Origin of the sequence: Aliivibrio logei, from assembly GCF_001691055.1 — a bacterium.
Taxonomy (GTDB): domain Bacteria; phylum Pseudomonadota; class Gammaproteobacteria; order Enterobacterales; family Vibrionaceae; genus Aliivibrio; species Aliivibrio salmonicida.
In genome coordinates, this window is the sequence record NZ_MAJU01000008.1 from 561,136 (window position 1) to 579,088 (window position 17,953).

The 17,953-nt window shown below is 38.1% G+C and carries 17 protein-coding genes; 8 read left to right on the forward strand and 9 right to left on the reverse strand.

Features of this window, described 5'->3' with window-relative positions:
- Positions 1-267: 267 nt before the first annotated feature.
- Together A6E04_RS06705 and A6E04_RS06710 are read left to right on the forward strand one after the other, a co-directional pair.
- Complete coding sequence (locus A6E04_RS06705; protein WP_017020504.1) at positions 268-1,551, forward strand: dicarboxylate/amino acid:cation symporter; 1,284 nt, start codon at positions 268-270, stop codon at positions 1,549-1,551.
- A gap of 197 nt (positions 1,552-1,748) precedes the next feature.
- The gene (locus A6E04_RS06710) at positions 1,749-2,177 is read left to right on the forward strand and encodes a hypothetical protein (protein ID WP_231850897.1); all 429 of its coding nucleotides are present in this window, start codon (positions 1,749-1,751) and stop codon (positions 2,175-2,177) included.
- A gap of 90 nt (positions 2,178-2,267) precedes the next feature.
- Here A6E04_RS06710 and A6E04_RS06715 read toward each other — a convergent pair whose 3' ends face one another.
- Positions 2,268-2,765, reverse strand: a complete 498-nt coding sequence (locus tag A6E04_RS06715) for a YehS family protein (RefSeq protein ID WP_065610606.1) — start codon at positions 2,763-2,765, stop codon at positions 2,268-2,270.
- A gap of 143 nt (positions 2,766-2,908) precedes the next feature.
- Entirely contained in the window at positions 2,909-3,784 is an 876-nt protein-coding gene (gene htpX, locus A6E04_RS06720) for a protease HtpX (RefSeq protein ID WP_012550028.1), read from the reverse strand.
- 307 nt (positions 3,785-4,091) lie between these two features.
- Between htpX and A6E04_RS20930 the strand changes: the two genes are divergently transcribed.
- The gene (locus tag A6E04_RS20930) at positions 4,092-4,253 is read left to right on the forward strand and encodes a hypothetical protein (RefSeq protein ID WP_012550027.1); all 162 of its coding nucleotides are present in this window, start codon (positions 4,092-4,094) and stop codon (positions 4,251-4,253) included.
- Positions 4,254-4,342: 89 nt separating this feature from the next.
- Here A6E04_RS20930 and A6E04_RS06725 read toward each other — a convergent pair whose 3' ends face one another.
- Complete coding sequence (locus tag A6E04_RS06725; RefSeq protein ID WP_017020505.1) at positions 4,343-4,933, reverse strand: acetate uptake transporter; 591 nt, start codon at positions 4,931-4,933, stop codon at positions 4,343-4,345.
- Positions 4,934-5,175: 242 nt separating this feature from the next.
- Here A6E04_RS06725 and A6E04_RS06730 point away from each other — a divergent pair, with 242 nt between their 5' ends.
- From A6E04_RS06730 to A6E04_RS06740, 3 genes are all read left to right on the forward strand, one after another.
- On the forward strand, positions 5,176-6,858 hold the full coding sequence (locus A6E04_RS06730) for a sensor histidine kinase (RefSeq protein WP_017020506.1): 1,683 nt from the start codon (positions 5,176-5,178) through the stop codon (positions 6,856-6,858).
- Positions 6,851-7,567 carry a two-component system response regulator BtsR gene (gene btsR / locus A6E04_RS06735; RefSeq protein ID WP_023603123.1) on the forward strand — a complete coding sequence of 239 codons (717 nt, stop codon included), beginning with the start codon at positions 6,851-6,853 and terminating at the stop codon, positions 7,565-7,567. Before A6E04_RS06730 ends, btsR begins: the two co-directional genes overlap by 8 nt.
- A gap of 183 nt (positions 7,568-7,750) precedes the next feature.
- Positions 7,751-9,217, forward strand: coding sequence for a carbon starvation CstA family protein (locus tag A6E04_RS06740; RefSeq protein WP_017020508.1), 1,467 nt, complete (start codon positions 7,751-7,753; stop codon positions 9,215-9,217).
- A gap of 173 nt (positions 9,218-9,390) precedes the next feature.
- Here the strand turns inward: A6E04_RS06740 and A6E04_RS06745 are convergent, their stop codons facing one another.
- The 6 genes from A6E04_RS06745 to A6E04_RS06770 all read right to left on the reverse strand — a co-directional run bounded on the left by A6E04_RS06745 (position 9,391) and on the right by A6E04_RS06770 (position 15,855).
- Complete coding sequence (locus tag A6E04_RS06745) at positions 9,391-9,837, reverse strand: hypothetical protein (protein ID WP_012550023.1); 447 nt, start codon at positions 9,835-9,837, stop codon at positions 9,391-9,393.
- 9 nt (positions 9,838-9,846) lie between these two features.
- A complete protein-coding gene (locus tag A6E04_RS06750) occupies positions 9,847-11,169 on the reverse strand; it encodes a DEAD/DEAH box helicase (RefSeq protein WP_065610609.1) in 1,323 nt (440 codons plus the stop codon).
- A 173-nt stretch (positions 11,170-11,342) separates the two neighbouring features.
- Complete coding sequence (locus A6E04_RS06755; RefSeq protein ID WP_017020510.1) at positions 11,343-12,632, reverse strand: NAD(P)/FAD-dependent oxidoreductase; 1,290 nt, start codon at positions 12,630-12,632, stop codon at positions 11,343-11,345.
- Between the two features lie 355 nt (positions 12,633-12,987).
- A complete protein-coding gene (gene ycfP / locus A6E04_RS06760; protein WP_012550020.1) occupies positions 12,988-13,539 on the reverse strand; it encodes an alpha/beta hydrolase YcfP in 552 nt (183 codons plus the stop codon).
- Between the two features lie 128 nt (positions 13,540-13,667).
- Positions 13,668-14,498: a phosphotransferase gene (locus tag A6E04_RS06765; protein WP_065610612.1), complete on the reverse strand. Its 831-nt coding sequence runs from the start codon at positions 14,496-14,498 to the stop codon at positions 13,668-13,670.
- Between the two features lie 16 nt (positions 14,499-14,514).
- Positions 14,515-15,855 (reverse strand): aminotransferase-like domain-containing protein, encoded by a 1,341-nt coding sequence (locus A6E04_RS06770; protein WP_023603120.1) that lies wholly within the window; start codon positions 15,853-15,855, stop codon positions 14,515-14,517.
- 160 nt (positions 15,856-16,015) lie between these two features.
- Between A6E04_RS06770 and A6E04_RS06775 the strand changes: the two genes are divergently transcribed.
- Both A6E04_RS06775 and A6E04_RS06780 read left to right on the forward strand, forming a co-directional pair.
- Positions 16,016-17,038: a TauD/TfdA family dioxygenase gene (locus tag A6E04_RS06775; protein ID WP_065610614.1), complete on the forward strand. Its 1,023-nt coding sequence runs from the start codon at positions 16,016-16,018 to the stop codon at positions 17,036-17,038.
- 9 nt (positions 17,039-17,047) lie between these two features.
- The gene (locus tag A6E04_RS06780) at positions 17,048-17,944 is read left to right on the forward strand and encodes an NAD(P)-dependent oxidoreductase (RefSeq protein ID WP_065610616.1); all 897 of its coding nucleotides are present in this window, start codon (positions 17,048-17,050) and stop codon (positions 17,942-17,944) included.
- Positions 17,945-17,953 lie beyond the last annotated feature (9 nt).

A 17,953-nucleotide genomic window follows, 5' to 3' on the forward strand; every position in this document is an offset into this window, starting at 1 on the left:
CAAGAGTTTATTCCCATATAAATCAAAATACATACAGTCTATCGAACCATAAAAAACACTCGTTAAGTGATTGGTTTTACAACCGCTAATTATTAATTCTCTCAATAAAAATAGTTCACATGCTCTTTTTGATGAATTAAACACCATTTTTATCACTTTTAATTACGTTAACGATATGTAAACATCCTGTTGATTTCTCAATTAATAGAGAAACATTACAAGGACTCACCTATTAGTGAGCACAATATTCCGGAGAAAAAGTACATAATGAAAAAATCACTTTCAAGTAGAATTTTTATAGGTTTATTCGCTGGCCTATTAATTGGTACCGCGATTCAATACATGTTTAATGGGGTTGCGTTTTTTGATTCGTTCCTACTAGGAGCAGCAGAAGGCGTTGGTGGGATGTTTGTTTCACTCATCAAATTACTTGTTGTTCCTCTCGTTTATGTCTCTATTGTTTGCGGTATCGTTGAACTAAAAGACATTGCTTCATTTGGTCGTCTTGGTGGGAAAACTTTTGCTCTTTACCTTATTAACACCATCATCGCGATAGCCGCAGCATTAACTGTCGGTATGATCTTTGCCCCTGGTGCTGATGCGAACTTAGCGGGAACCGTTGTCGCAGGCTCTGTGGAACTGAAAGCAACGGAAACACCGGACATCTTCTCACTCATTACGAATATCGTTCCTAGTAACCCTGTAGAGGCTTTTGCTAGCGGTAATATGCTACAAATCATCTTTATGGCAATTTTAACGGGGCTTGCCATTCAAGCGCTTGATCATCGTGGCGGTCCTGCGATTAAAACGTTTAAAGTTGCCAATGAAATCATGATGAAGCTAATTAGCCTAGTAATGAGCCTAGCTCCTTATGGTGTGTTTGCTCTGATGATTCAATTAGGTGCGACGTTAGATGCAAATACCTTAATGTCAGTTGCAGGTTACGTGGCTCTTGTTGTTTCGATGCTTGTTTTCTGGATTTTTGTTTTTTATCCAATCATGGTTGGTTTATCAACTGGGATTTCACCTAAAACATTTTTACGTGCAGTACGTGAGCAAATTTTATTCTCACTTTCAACAGCAAGTTCAAATGCGACCATCCCTGTAACGATGCGAACATTAACTGAAAAATTAAACGTATCTAAATCTGTGGCCGGTTTTGGTGTTCCATTAGGCGCAACCATGAATATGTCTGGTGTCTCTATTTATATTGCCCTTGCCGCTATCTTTGTTGCTAATGCTTTTGGTCAACCTATCGACTCTGCAGATCTATTTACATTAGGCTTCACTATTCTATTACTTTCCATTGGTGCTGGTGGTGTTCCGGGTGGTGGTGTTGTCATGGTCGGCGTTATTTTACACCAACTTGGTCTTCCGCCTGAAGGTCTTGCTATTGTGGCCGCGGTTGACCGTATTAACGATATGTTCTGTACTTCGTCTAATGTTGTTGGTGATACCGCAGTAAATACCATTGTTGCCAAATCAGAAGGTGAAATAGGTAAAGCAGAATCAACCACTGATGAAGTATTTACTGAAAAAGTAAACGGCTAGTTCTATATTTAGTATAAATATCAATAAAAAGAGAGAGCTAGTTATGCCCTCTCTTTATATTCAGACATAAAGCATTTATAATGTGACTACATTTTTTTTACATCTTTTGAGCTATGAAGCCTTATTTTCTGACCACTTTACTTTTTCTTTTCTTATCATCTTTTAAAAGTAACGCTGAATCCCTTTCTCTTTACTCTATGAATACAGGTTCATTCCTTTATCACCTCGTTCCTTACGATCCTGATTCACATCAATACTTTGGTAATCAATACTTTTCTGTCGAACGTAAGTTTTCTGAAGATTCAGATTACAGCTTTATGGTGGGCACCTTTCTAAATAGCCAAGCCAATCGCTGTATGCTAATCGGCGTCAGAAAAGACTGGTATCGTGTTAACGACAAATTAGTCATCAAAGGAATGTATTCATACGCTGGAGAGTTCTTCGTTGATGCTTTTGAAAATTGTGGTGACGGAGGGATCTATGAAACCGCAAAAGAAAAAGTAGGGATAGCTTTCGCCCCTTATATTTACCATGCCGCACAATACAATCTAACCGATTATTTTGGTGTTGAAGCTGGTTTTATTCTGCCGGGTATCATTGTGATGAGTATGCAGTGGAGTTTCTAATGTAGAAACGAAACTAAAATAACGCACATAAAAAAACCACGATTCAGTAAATGAAATCGTGGTTTTTATTATAGTGAGAAGAAAAAACGCTTATTCGCTTTCGTTTTCTTCATCTTCTTCTTCTGTTACTTCACCACGTAAATCAAATTGAACGCCTTGTAGGAAGTTACGTAAAACTTGATCTTTACAAATACGGTAGTGTTTATGATCGGCTTTACGGAAGAATGCACTCAATTCATGCTTACTTAGACGGAAGTTAACTAACTTCATTAAGTCTAATACTTCATCCGCTTTTAAATTCAAAGCAATCTGTAATTTTTTAAGAATAATGTTGTTCGTTAGTTTTTGCTCTGGCTTTGGTTGCTCGCCTTCACGCTTACCACGTCGATCATTGATGAAACCATTTAGAAACGTTGCTAATTGAACATCTTGACAGCTTTTGTAATCTTTATCTTCGTCTGATTTTAACCAGTTACATACTTCTTCACGAGTTACTTTAAGATCTGCTGCACCAAATAGGGCGATCATTTTTGTATCGTCGAAATCAAAAGTATAGCGAATGCGTCGTAGAACGTCGTTATTAGTCAAGGTAAATCCTAAATGTCTTAATATAAATTAGAGGCAGACTATAACTCGTAATGTAGATAGGTAAAAGATTTATGTCGTTTCTGGATATAAAAAACCCGAGAATAATCTCGGGTTTCATCACAATCACATAAACGTTAACAGTATTATAACTGACGCAGTGCGTTAATACGTTTTTCTAGTGGTGGATGGCTCATTAATAGCTCAGTCAGTGACTTTTTACCATTAATACCAAATGCCATCATAGAGCCTTCAAGTTGAGATTCTTGTCCCATTCGTAGGCGCTCAAGAGCCGCTATCATTTTATCTTTACCGACTAAATTAGCTGCACCTGCATCCGCATAAAACTCACGATGACGGCTGAACCACATCGTTAAGAAACTGGCTAAGAAACCAAACGCAATTTCTAATACCGTTGAGACAATAAAGTAAGTCATAAAGCTACCGCCTTCGCCCTCACCTTCTTCATCATTAGAAGTAAACCCACTCACTGCATTCGCGATCATACGAGATAAGAAGATAACGAAGGTATTCACGACACCTTGCATTAATGTCATCGTAATCATATCACCGTTAGCAATGTGGCTCACTTCATGCGCTAAAACAGCCTCTGCCTCATCACGAGTCATGTTATGTAATAAACCAGTAGATACAGCGACTAGAGAGTCATCACGTTTTGCACCCGTTGCAAACGCATTCATATCTGGTGAATCGTAAATCGCTACAGTCGGCATACCAATGCCCACTTGTTGTGCTTGGCGAGAAACGGTTTCCATTAACCAATGTTCAGTTTCATTACGTGGTTGTTCAATAACTTCACCACCCACTGAACGTAATGCCATTTTTTTGGACATTAATAAAGAAACTAATGAACCACCAAAACCAAATAATACGGCCATAACCAGTAAGCCAGATAGGCTACCTTGCTGAATCCCCGTGACTGCATAAACAATATTCAATACAATACTGAATACGATCATTACCGCTAAGTTTGTTGCTAAAAACAGCGCAATACGCTTCATTTATTCTTTCTCCGATTAATAATTTAATTCTACTCATTGATTTTGTTTTTTTGAGCAGACACCAAACGCATCTAGCACGTTTAATAGGTATATGCATAAGATAGTGTCATTTCCCACAAATACAAGGGTTTGACGCACTTTGATACACTTTCTTTTATCTATTCACCTTTCTATTCTCTTTCCGTTTCTCTTCACTCAAATAACCGAGAATAAAATCACTTTAGACTTTGGTCGTATTGTCAAAGCAAGTAATTCAACTTACTTTGTGATCAAGAAAAATCATGAGTAATAACATCAAGGATTGAACATGGCAGAACAACAAACTTACCTAATGGCAATTGATATGCTTTGCTGTCACCTAGGATTATCTAAAGAAGAAGCGAAAGCACAACTAGGTATTGAATCCACGAATGATATTGAAAGTAAGATAGCTGACACTCAAGAGGCATTATTGAGCCTATATCAATAACTAAAGCATCACATACAAAAAAGGCAGCTTACTAATTATTAGCAAGCTGCCTTTTACTATTCTATAAACGGTTATTTATAAGTTAACACTTATGCAGTAACAGTCGCTGCTTCTTTCGCTTTCATTTCACCAACAGGCAACACAGTACGACCGTACTCACCGTTAATGACTTGAGCCATAGAGAAGTACATTGCACTGAAACCACAGAATAGACCTACATAACCAGCCATATGGCCAATTACTACGCTACCTGTGAAATCGCGAGCTGAAAGCAATGCGAACAAAATAGTTAAGCTACCAAATACCACTTGCTTAGCACGTGGGTAATTAAATGAACCCAAGAACAAGAAGAATGTTAGAACACCCCACATTGCAAGATACCAACCCATGAAAGCAGGTGATGTTGCTTGGCCTAGGCCCATTTCAGGCATAAGAATTAGACCAACTAACGACAACCAGAAGAAACCGTAAGAAGTAAATGCAGTCGTACCAAACGTGTTACCTTTTTTATACTCCATGATGCCTGCAATTACTTGCGCGATGCCACCGTAAAAAAGACCCATTGATAAGATCGCAGTATTTAAAGGAAAGAAACCAGCGTTATGCAGGTTTAATAACACAGTTGTCATACCAAAAGCCATTAAGCCTAATGGTGCTGGATTCGCAAGTTTATTTGACATGCTGGAGCCTCAAAAAAAAAGTGTAATGATTAAAAAAGTATTTAGCGTGCGCATTCTATTTACGAGTGATGAACATCACAACTACCAATTATGGAATCTTATATTCCACTTATGCAATTCTTATAAGTAAACCTTCTTTTTACGACTCCGTAACAATAAAATAAATTTCTCCCTCTTCTATTTAGACTCTCTGCACATTTCCGATTACACTAACTATCCTGCTTTATATATAGAGACCCATCATGGAATTGGTGTTTTCCCTTTTACAGCAATTAAGCGTTTATCTTGTTCTTGCTTACCTATTAAGTAAAACGCCTTTATTTCTTCCTATTACGACGATTTCTGGTCGTTGGAGTCACCGCTTCCTTTGTTACATCATTTTTTCTGGCTTCTGCATTTTAGGCACGTATTTTGGACTCGCTATTCAAGATGCCATCGCAAACACCCGTGCGATTGGTGCCGTTATGGGCGGTGTATTAGGTGGGCCTTTAGTTGGTTTTTTAGTTGGACTCACAGGAGGATTACATCGCTATTCTATGGGTGGATTTACCGATTTAGCCTGTGCAATATCAACGACGGCAGAAGGACTATTAGGTGGTTTGTTTCATTTATACTTTCTGAGAAAGAATCAAATAGACCAGTTGTTTAGACCAAGAACGGTCTTAATGATCGCCTTTATCGCTGAATTACTTCAAATGGCGATCATTCTCATCGTTGCGAAGCCATTTGACCAAGCTTATGTACTCGTTTCATCTATCGTTTTACCGATGATTGTTGCTAACTCTATTGGTGCAGCCATGTTCATGAGTATTATCCAAGATAGAAAAGCAATTTACGAAAAATATTCTGCCGCTTTCTCTAATAAAGCACTGAATATTGCACAACGTTCAGTGGGTATTTTAAGCCAAGGCTTTAACCAAGAAAACAGCGAACAAATTGCTAAAATAATTTATGAAGAAACAGGGGTTGGTGCTGTTTCGATTACCGATAAAGAAAAAATATTGGCTTTTATTGGTATCGGTGATGATCACCATTTACCGGGAACCCCTATTGCCTCGGATTACACACGAAAAGCAATTATACAAAGCAAAGTGATGTACATTGATGGGGATGAGCATCCTTACCAATGCTCAATTAATGACAAATGCAAGTTAGGTTCAGCCTTAGTTATCCCACTCATTGGTGTAAATAATGAGGTAATTGGAACCATTAAACTGTATGAACCGAAACGTAAATTATTTTCCTATATCAACCTTACGCTGGGAGAAGGTATTGCTAAACTGCTCTCAAACCAAATTCTTGCGGGGCGATATTTACAACAACAGACCTTATTAACTCAAGCTGAATTACGGTTATTGCAAGCTCAAGTGAACCCCCACTTCCTATTTAATGCATTAAATACCATCAGTGCTGTTATTCGTCGCGACCCAAATAGAGCAAGAGAACTTATTCAGCATTTATCTCAATTTTTCCGCCGAAATTTAAAACAGAACTTTGAGCAAGTCACCTTAAAAGAAGAGTTACATCACGTACAATCTTATCTAGAGATTGAGCTCGCCCGTTTTGCTGACCGATTAACCGTAAATATGGACATTGATGAACGTTTATATTCATTAAAGCTGCCCACTTTTACGTTGCAGCCGCTAGTTGAAAATGCCATCAAGCATGGAACGTCAAATATGTTTGAAGAGGGAGAAATTACAATTAAAGCCTATCTTTCTCATCACCAAGTCATTTTAGAAGTTATCGATAATGCCGGGTTATACATAGAACAAGAAAACAGCGATGGATTAGGAACGAACATTGTTGATAAACGTTTAAAAAATCAATTTGGTGATGCTTTTGGGTTAACAATGTCCTGCATTGAAAACCAACAAACCAAAGCCACTATTCATTTGCCAGTAGAGACTATTACTCATGCTTAAAGCCATTGTGATTGACGACGAATTGTTTGCTCGTGAAGAGTTAATTGAACAACTGAATGAAATTGGTCACATTGAGATCATAGCGGAGTGCGGTAATGCCATTGATGGCTTAAAGCAAATTAACCAACGTAAACCTGACGTTGTATTTTTGGATATTCAGATGCCTAAGATCACAGGAATGGATCTTATTAGTATGCTTGATCCTGATACGATGCCTAATATTGTCTTTGTTACCGCTTATGATGAATTTGCAGTAAAAGCCTTTGAGGACAATGCCTTTGATTATCTCTTAAAACCCATCGACCCATGCCGTCTTAAAAAAACAGTCAAACGTTTATTAGCCGCAGAGACAAAACAAGATCTATCCCCTATCGCTCAAACAGAGATTGAATTGATCCCCTGCTCTGGTCATAACCGCATTCTTCTTTTGCCCTCTCATGATATTGAAGTGGCTAGCATTCAAGCATCTGGGGTTGAGTTGCTGACAAAAACAGAAAAAGCATGCACTCAACTGACTCTAAAAGTCCTTGAAGAAAAAACGCCATTGATCCGCTGTCACCGCCAGTTTTTAATTAATCCCCATTTCATTAGAGAGATTAAATTGCATGACAATGGCACAAGTGACATTGTAACGCAAAGTGGTCACGTGGCCCAAGTAAGTCGTCGGCATCTTAAAGAAATTAAAGAACGTCTTGGCATACAATGCTAAATTTATTTTTTATAACGTCATCGTTACACGAACAAAAACCACTTAACATTAAATAACACCACTTAACCTCTAATCTTAACCACTCACCTTTTTTGGGCGTGAACTCTTTACGCCCATCAGTATGATAACCAACATATTAATTTACCTATTATTACATTAGATAACTTTTACAAGGAATGAATTATGGTTTGGTTTCTAACTTGCGTTGCTGCACTGATTGGTGGCTACTTTATTTACGGCGCATTTATTGAAAAAATCTTCGGCATTAAAGAAGACCGAAAAACCCCCGCTTACACAAAAACAGACGGCGTTGATTTTGTACCAATGTCGACACCACGAGTCTATCTGGTTCAACTTCTAAACATTGCAGGTGTCGGTCCAATTTTTGGCCCAATCATGGGTGCCCTTTACGGCCCTGCAGCTATGTTATGGATTGTACTTGGCTGTATTTTTGCCGGTGCAGTACACGATTATTTCTCAGGTATGTTATCTATTCGTAATGGTGGGGCTTCGGTACCAACGATTACCGGAAAATACTTAGGCAATGGCGCAAAACACTTTATGAATGTGTTCGCGATTGTTCTACTTCTTCTTGTTGGTGTTGTCTTTGTATCGGCTCCAGCAAGTATGCTAACAAACCTAATGAATGACCAATTTGATTTAGGTGTCACGATGACATCAATGGTTGTTATCATTTTTGGTTACTATATCTTGGCGACGATCGTGCCGGTAGATAAAATCATCGGTCGCTTCTATCCATTATTTGGCGCTCTATTGATTTTCATGTCTGTTGGTCTAATTTCAGCCATTGCATTATCAAGTGATCACTCAGTTCTTGGTAGCTACGAACCGAGCCAAATGTTCACAAACATGAATCCAAATGATTTACCGCTATGGCCTGCTCTATTCATCACGATTGCTTGTGGTGCAATCTCAGGTTTCCACGCAACGCAATCACCATTAATGGCGCGCTGTATGGAAAATGAAAAAAATGGCCGTTTTGTGTTTTACGGCGCAATGATCGGTGAAGGTATTATCGCGCTTATCTGGTGTGCCATTGCTCTGTCTTTCTTTGATAGCATGGAAACACTTCAAGCTGCTGTCGCAAATGGTGGTCCTGGAAACGTCGTTTATGCCTCTTCATTTGGTCTTTTAGGTACTTTTGGTGGCATCCTCGCTTTCTTAGGTGTTGTTATCCTACCAATCACATCGGGTGACACAGCATTCCGCTCAAGCCGTTTAATCCTTGCTGAATACTTCAACATGGAACAAAAAACACTTCGTAACCGTCTATTAATGGCGCTTCCACTGTTTGTTCTTGGTGCAGTATTAACACAAGTTGACTTCGGTATTATCTGGCGCTACTTCGGTTTTGCTAACCAAACCACCGCAGTAATGATGTTATGGACAGCCTCAGCTTACCTACTTCGTCACAATAAACTGCATTGGGTAAGTACCGTCCCTGCTATCTTTATGACAAGTGTTTGTATTACGTTTATTTTAAGTAATCATCAACTTGGCTTTGGCTTACCAATGACGCTATCAACCATTACTGGTGTTGTTTCTTCGTTTGTTATTGCGGGCTTGGTCATTGTAAAATCAAAAGGAAAAGGCGAGATTGATTCTGAAGACGAGAGTTTGCAGTCTTAATCAATAAATAAAGCGAGTGTTATAATCGCTTTATTTCGTACATAAAAAACCGAATCACATTCATGATTCGGTTTTTTATTGGGTGTAATATCTCCAAAAAATGGAAACAAATAAAAACGGCAGTGATACTGCTATCACTGCCGTTTTATCAAAGATAATTAGATTAACTTAATTTATTTCTTTGCCGCGATGCTCGCGTAATCACCTAATAATTTAGACAAAATAGGCAACCAATTCAATGCATCTGTTGGCGGTTTCATCAAAATGGTTTCGACCAATTCACAGTGCTGCTCAAGAGTGACGGCTTCTTCTAAATTAAACAACATCGCATAAGCATGCCATAAAATAAGACGCATCATACGTAAACTATTCTGTTGTGAATTATCCGACTCAGAGAACGCGTGAGTCACCTCACCAAGAGCCACAGCAGCAAGACGAAGCATGGCATCAAGTTGAGCCGTTTGCATTCTGTCTTCATTCACTGTTTCTTCTTGATCAAAGGTAAAAATCTCTTTCATCGTTTCTTCTGGAACCATACGACTAACAACGCGATGACTGAATTCTTCTAAGTCATGTCGTGGCATCGTCACTAGGCATTCAAAAGTATAATCACGTTCCATTTTATAACCTTACTTTTTTAGCTTAGTAATGCCAGCTTTCTTCTGGATTGCATTTTTTAGACGCATACGACGTTCAGCAGATGACTGATCTTGGTTCGCATTAGTCGCATTAGTCGCATTAGTCGCATTATTTGTACGACCTTTACGATCTTTAAATCCTGCTTTCGTATTCACTTTTTCAATGTAAGATTCACGGCTTTTTGGTTCATAGCCAGGTTGCTCAACACGGTGAATTCGTTGTTGGATAAGTGTTTCCACTTGAACAACCGTTAACTCTTCTTCACGGCTAACAAAAGAAATCGCATGACCTTTTTTACCAGCACGGCCTGTACGACCAATACGGTGAACGTAATCTTCAGCCAAGAAAGGCATATCGTAATTAATTACGTGTGGTAAGTCAGCAATATCAAGACCACGAGCAGCAACATCCGTTGCAACCATGACACGAGCTTTACCTTCTTTAAACTCTTCTAGAGCACGACGACGAGCACTTTGTGCTTTATCACCATGACAAATCACCGCTTTAATACCATCAAGCTTAAGCTCTTTAACGATGTTGTTTGCGGTTTCTTTATAGTTAACAAAAACCAATACTTGTTGCCAGTTTTTACGACCAATTAATTCTGATAGTAATTCAGTTTTACGTTCTTCATCTACCGGATAAACAACGTGTGATATTGTTGTTGCCGTCATGTTTTCACGGTCAACTGAAATACGTTTTGGTTTACGTAAAATATCACTCGCTAACTTATTCATTTGCGCTGAAGACGTCGCAGAGAACAACATAATTTGCGGCGCTGAATTAACTTCCATCATGATATTACGGATTGCGTTAACAAAGCCCATGTCTAACATACGGTCAGCTTCATCGAATACTAAAAATTCAAGGTTAGCGATTGATACATTGCCTTCTTCTATATGTTCTTGAAGACGACCAGGTGTCGCTACTAAGATATCAACACCAGGATCAAGCGCTCGTTCTTGAGAAGACATCTTTTTGCCACCAAATACAGCCGTCACTTTTAATGACGTGTATTTCGTGTAGCTAATAATATTTACTGCAATTTGCTCTGCAAGCTCACGAGTTGGAGCCAGAATTAACGCACGAGCTGAACGACGAGTCGCCGATTTTTTGGTATCTAATAATCGTTGAATTACAGGCAATGCAAACGCAGCAGTTTTACCTGTACCCGTTTGTGCATTAGCCAGAATATCATGACCTTTACGCGCCAAAGGAATAGCTTTCTGCTGAATTGGGGTTAATTTTTGATAACCACATTCAGTTAATGCTTTTACGACTTCAGGTGCAAGACCTTGAGATGAAAATGACATAAAGTGGATTCCTTAAGCGAACAGTCTATCTATTCAGTGATATATAATTTAGCCGCGCATTATAGATGATTTATGGTGAGTTAGCGCACATTTTTTGTTACTCAATCATAAAAAAAGGCAGAAATACCAAAGTACTTCTGCCTTTTTACTCATTTATTTTTAAAACGACCGAATTAGTGAAGTTTTAGGTTTGGACGTAATACTCGATTAATACGACCAACAAGCACGATCAGTGCTGTTTTAAAGACACCATGTAAGGCAACTTGGTGCATGCGATAAAGTGAAATATACACAATACGAGCAATACGACCTTCAATCATCATTGAGCCTTTAGTTAGGTTACCCATTAAGCTACCAACCGTTGAGAAGTTGCTTAATGACACTAAAGAACCATGATCTTTATAAACGTATGGTTTCATTTCACGATCAGTCATCTTAGCGATGATATTCTTAAACGCATGGCTTGCCATTTGATGAGCAGATTGAGCACGAGGTGGAACAAAACTACCGTCCGCTTGTTGGCATGATGCCAAGTCACCAATAACAAAAATACAATCATCACGTGTTGTTTGTAATGTTGGTTTAACAACAAGTTGATTGATTCGATTCGTTTCAAGACCTGCGATGTCTTTCATGAAATCAGGCGCTTTAATACCCGCAGCCCATACCATGATTTGTGCAGGAATAACGTCACCATCTTTAGTATGTAAACCTTCTGAATCGGCTTTTGTTACCATCGTTGCCGTACGTACATTCACACCAAGTTTCGTTAATTCACTGTGTGCAGAAGCCGAAATACGAGGAGGAAGAGCAGGAAGAATACGTTCACCCGCTTCCACTAGGCTTACATTCAATTTACTTGAATCTAAATCACCAAATCCGTAAGAACGAAGTTCTTTAACCGCATTATGCAATTCAGCAGAAAGCTCAACACCTGTCGCACCCGCGCCAACGATCGCAATATCTACCGTTTTTTGTGTTGGATGCGAATGTAACTTCAAGAATTGATTATTCATTTCAGTACGGAAACGATTCGCTTGTTCAGGACTGTCTAAGAAAATACAATTATCGCGAACGCCCGGTGTATTAAAATCATTTGATGTTGAACCAATAGCAAGGATCAAGAAATCATAATCAATATGACGAACAGGAACAATAACTTCACCATGCTCATCTTTAATGACAGCTAACTTGATTTGTTTTTTCTCACGGTCAATATCGCACAAGCTGCCCATTTGAAAATCAAATGAATGGTTTTTAGCATGTGCACGGTAACTGATTGCATCAACACCTTCATCCAAAGACCCTGTAGCTACTTCATGCAGTAATGGTTTCCATAAATGGCTCGTTTTACGATCAACCAACGTCACTTCAGCACGGCCTTTGCGACCCAGTGTACGACCAAACTTAGTAGCAAGCTCTAAACCACCAGCTCCACCACCAACAATAACAATCTTAGTCATTGCAATCTTCCTCTAAAAAATAAAAAAGTGTATTAACCCGAATACTCAGATTAAAAAATTGATGCTCTCAACATGTTTTATTACATAGAGTAAAAGAGAGTCTTGAGGAAACGGCGTTCACGTCACACTAACTTAGAGCAATTTATGCTTCTTATCGTTCTATTTTTTCATTATATCTTTCTATTTCTGATGTTATCAAGCAGATATAGATGTTATGGAGAAGATTTTTTTTGAGGTGTAAAATAAATGACTAAATTGAAAGTTTTTGTAACAGAAATGAGTTTCTTTGGTTTAGATCAAAAAACCCCACGAAATAGTGAGGTTTTGATTATGTTACTAAAATAAGTTTTTGTCTTTAAATCAATGTTTCTTCGTCTTTAAATACTTTCATCGCTTGGAGATGTTGTGAGATTTTTTTAAATTTATGCCCCTCACTTTCATCCCAAATCACTTGGTAGTAAGGTTCAAGTTCTGCCGCCGTTTCAGCATTATCTCTGATTTCATCACTTCTTGATAAAATACATAAGCAATGCTCTTTATTCTTTTGACGGAACTTCTCAATGCACTTAGTTGCAATATCAGCGTATTCTTCAGGTCGATCAATTCGCCCTTCCATGTTCACTTCAGGATGCAAATTAGGATTAAACATCACTTGGCGAATACCACATAAGAAACCAATACGCTCCGCCCAGAACCCACCGAGGCCGACACCGCAAATAATTGGGTTTGGATCACCCGCTTGCTCTATCACTTTAGACACTTCTTTTAATAAGTGCTGCATATCATGTTTAGGATGCAGAGTGCTGTAATTAATAAAACGTACATCTTCATCAATGAATTGAAGCTGCATCACTTTTTCATGATTACCTGGGCTGGTTGAGTCGAAGCCGTGAAGATAAATAATCATGTATTCCCCCTGTTTCTTGAATAAGAACTTTCCATATAGTAAATTTAATCTACCATGAAAAATAAGGTTTTAAAGCCCTTAGCTTGAGCAATAATGAGAACAGTGATCTACCTTAGATTATTACTTATTTATTTCTGAATTAAAGATAATAATTTTTTTAGCTTGTTCATTTCTCGCTCAGCCAACTCTTGATAACAGTGATCTTTAAGTAATTGATGGCCTAGCGTGAACCATAGCGCCCCCATAAAGCACACCCAAGGTGTCCAATAGGCCACCGCTTTTTGCCAAGGTTCGATGTCAACGTTACGCTGCTGACAATAATCAGAAATAACCTCATCAGCATCAAACTGATTAGCAATAATCATCGTTGTTAAATCTTGACTCGGATCACCGATAGAAGCGTACTCCCAATCAATTAAACCATAGCCTTCTTCCTTTACAATTATATTATAAGCCCCAATATCATAATGACATAAACAGGTAGTGAACAAAGCCTGTTCTTCTTTTGTAGAAAAATAGTCAACGTAAGTTTGCATTTCTCTTGTTTGATTTTCTGTTTTTAACGCTGACCAGTAATCCAAAATCCGTGATTTCAAACTCATCACATCATTTTTAAGCTCATCAGTGAACCTATCTATTGTCAGTTGGTGGACGGAGACTAATAGTTCGATCGCAACACCTTGAGCTTTATCAAGAGCAATCACTTCCCCATCAAACCATTCAACTAACAAACCATGTTCATTTGAGTCATGTACTCTTGGGGTTGAAGGGACTGCATGTAACGCTGTTAAAATGTCACGTTCTTTATCTCGATCAGCACCAAGTAACTTCGCTTGCTCTGAAACAGGACGCCAAACAAAAGTCCCCTCTTTCGCTTCTACTTTTAAACAGGCATTAGTTAATCCCCCCGTAAGTGGCTCAACATGAATAAGATCTAATTTTAGCGTATTTAAACTCATAGGTATCCTAGACTCTTTAAAATGGAAACATGGTTTTATTGTTTGAATTTAGAAGTTCAAATAATGCTTTTAAACCCTTTTTAAATTTCTCATCTGAATTAATTGACATTAAAGATAAACGAACATGGTTCAAGTGCGTATCTGTAGCATTAAAATAGCTACCACTACTTACAATTAATCCTCGATTTTTTGCCTCTAAAACAAATTGATCTTGTTGCCAATGCGCCATAAGCGGTAACCAAACATGATAACCATCTGTTTTTAAATAACTATTGCCAAAAACTTCATATACCATCTCTTGTCGGCGTAAAGCTATCTCACGTTGATAGTTTGCTAGTTGATAAGCGACTCCTGTTTCAATCATATCACTCGCAGCAATGTAATTAATTGGAGAAGATAGCCAAATACTGGCTCGAATTTGAGCACCAACATTTGAAATATATATATCAGGAACCTTAACAAAACCACATCGAATTGCAGGGCTTATTGCTTTAGATAAACTTGTAATATGAAAGCCTTGTTCCGGTAACCAATTACAAATAGCAGGAATAACTTTTTCATTCAAAAAACCATAAATATCATCTTCAATTAGATAAATATTATTCTTAATAATGACGTCTGCAATTTCTTTACGACGAGCTGTGGGCATCGTTATACCAGTTGGATTTTGAAAGCTAGGAATAACGATGACTAATTTAGGTTTATGCTGTTTAATAACTCTAGTTAAATCTGTTGGGGACATCCCTTTGTCATCAAGCGCTACACCCACGATTTGCCTACCAAGCAAACTCGCAATAGCAATAATTCCGGGATAAACCAACGCTTCAATAGCAATGGTATCACCGGGCTTAGTCAATACCTCAATCAATAAAGAAAGAGCATGTTGTGCGCCATTTGTCAGTAAAGTGTTATTGGCATTACCGCCAACTAAACCATATTCTTTCGCCCAATTCACACCTGCTAAACGGTGAGTTTCATGCCCTGAGTGCTCCGTATATCCAATGAGATCTGAGGTTAATTGACTAGCTGCTTTTTCTAATGCTTCTTTTAACGGTTGAACATTATGGCTCAAGCAAGGTTGTAATATTGAAAAATTATAGTCTCCATTGTCTTCAGAAGATTGAATCACTTGATCTAAACGTGACTCACCACATACAAAGGTTCCTCTGCCTACAAATGGCTCAACTCTCTTTTTATCAGCAAGCAATTTATAAGCTTTCGCGATAGTAGCAGGTGTTGTCGATAACTCATTAGCTAGCTCTCTATGAGGAGGAAGTTTAAAGTTTGGGGGATATATACCGTCAATAATTCGTGACTCAATAGTCTCCGCTATTTGCTTAAATTTATTTTCACTCATCTACTCACCGGCACTAAATCCAAATATGACAACATTATGACCTAGTTTATTACTAGCAGATTATGAATGAAATACTTTAATACAATTTAATTGACATATGTCACTAGGTTGTTTTATAGTCAAATCTCAGTTGGCAATTAACATATAGGACATACGGAAAGTGTTCAATTTAAAAAAAGAAAGCAGCCAAGAGCTGCTAAAAATAATAGAAATTCATATTCCTTACGATTCAGCAAGGAAATTAAGCAGCGCATTTTCTCACTTGAGATTAGGAGATGACAAATCATGGCTAAGAACTAGCCACTGGTTCGGAACTACAATAAGGCATTGTTTAACAAAAGAACTTAATTATACAATTTCTAATTTCAAAGAAAATAAAGATCAACAGGCATTAATTATTAGAGGCTTACCTATTGATCAAAACCTTTGTAAAACACCATATAATGGCTATGTTTCACCAAGTAAATTACCCATCATCAGCGCCATTAACATTGGCATATATCAATTAGCTAAAATTGAACCAACTTCATATCAAAGTGAAAACGATGGACTGCTATTTAGACATGTCGTTCCATCACTAAAAGGGCGAAATGATAAATCCTCACACGGTTCAAAACATACTTTTGGTCATCATGTCGATAATCCTGATCTTCCCCTTACTAATGAAAAAATAACAGATAAAAGTGGCTGTCCAGAGTTCCTATCTCTAATGTCACTACGCTCAGATCTAAAAGTTAAATCTAATTTCATACTCGTTGATGACGTACTTAATCAATTAAGTAGCGGAGTTATTGAACAGTTGAGTAAACCTCACTTTGAAATTTCAAGACCGGATTCATTTAAACAATCTGTTAAAACGATTCTCCCACTTATCAGCTTTGATAATGATGGATTGGCCTACTGCCGTTACGACAAAGAAAATACAACACCACTCACAACAGAAGCTGCAGCCTCTCTTGCTATGTGGGAAGCACAACTCAAAAATACAGAGTTAAATAATGCCATTACTTATCAACCTGGCGATTTCTTAATCATAAAAAATCAACGCTTAATGCATAGCAGAGAAGGATTTTCACCACGAGATGACGGAACAGATCGCTGGTTAATTCGCTTATTCGGCATGAGCTCATTAGAACGAATTATCCCTATTAATGAAGAAAATAAACATATTGCACAAGACTAGGAGCATAGAATGGAAGCACAAAAAGTAGCATTTATTGGATTAGGTGTAATGGGATACCCAATGGCTGGGCACTTACAACACTCGGGACTAGAGACAACTGTTTATAACCGTTCTTTAGATAAAGCCCTTCAATGGTGTACTGAATACAAAGGTTTTTTAGCCTCAAGCCCTGCTGAAGCAGCTAAGAACTGTGACATTGTATTTATTTGCGTAGGAAATGACGATGATGTCCGAAGCGTTGTTTATGGGCCAGAAGGCGTACTGGAAGAAATGAAAGAAAATGCCATTCTTGTTGATCATACAACAGTTTCAGCTGACTTAGCGATAGAGCTTGCGCAACAGTGCAAACAAAAAAAGATCAACTTTATTGATGCTCCTGTTTCTGGGGGGCAAGCTGGTGCAGAAAATGGAACTCTTACTATTATGTGCGGCGGAGCAAAAGAAACCTTCGACCAAATTGTTACTACAATAGATTGCTATGCAAAACAAGCAACACTATTAGGAGATAATGGGCAAGGACAACGATGCAAAATGGTTAATCAGATTTGTATCGCTGGTGTATTAAAAGGACTAAGCGAAGCTCTACTTTTAGCAGAAAAATCAAATCTTGATATTGAACAAGTAGTTAACGTACTTAAGCACGGTGCTGCTGGCTCATGGCAAATGGAAAACCGAGCAGTGACTATGGCTGAGCGTAAATTTGATTTCGGCTTTGCTATTGATTGGATGAGAAAAGATCTCTCTATTTGCTTAAATGAAGCTAAGCAACACAATTTATCTCTACCTATGACACAAGAGATTGATAGGTCATACGCGATCTTACAAGATCTCAATCTTGGTCGTATGGATACCTCAATTTTGATTAAAAGTTATGATCAACCTACTACAAATGAATTAGCAATTTAAGGAGGCAAT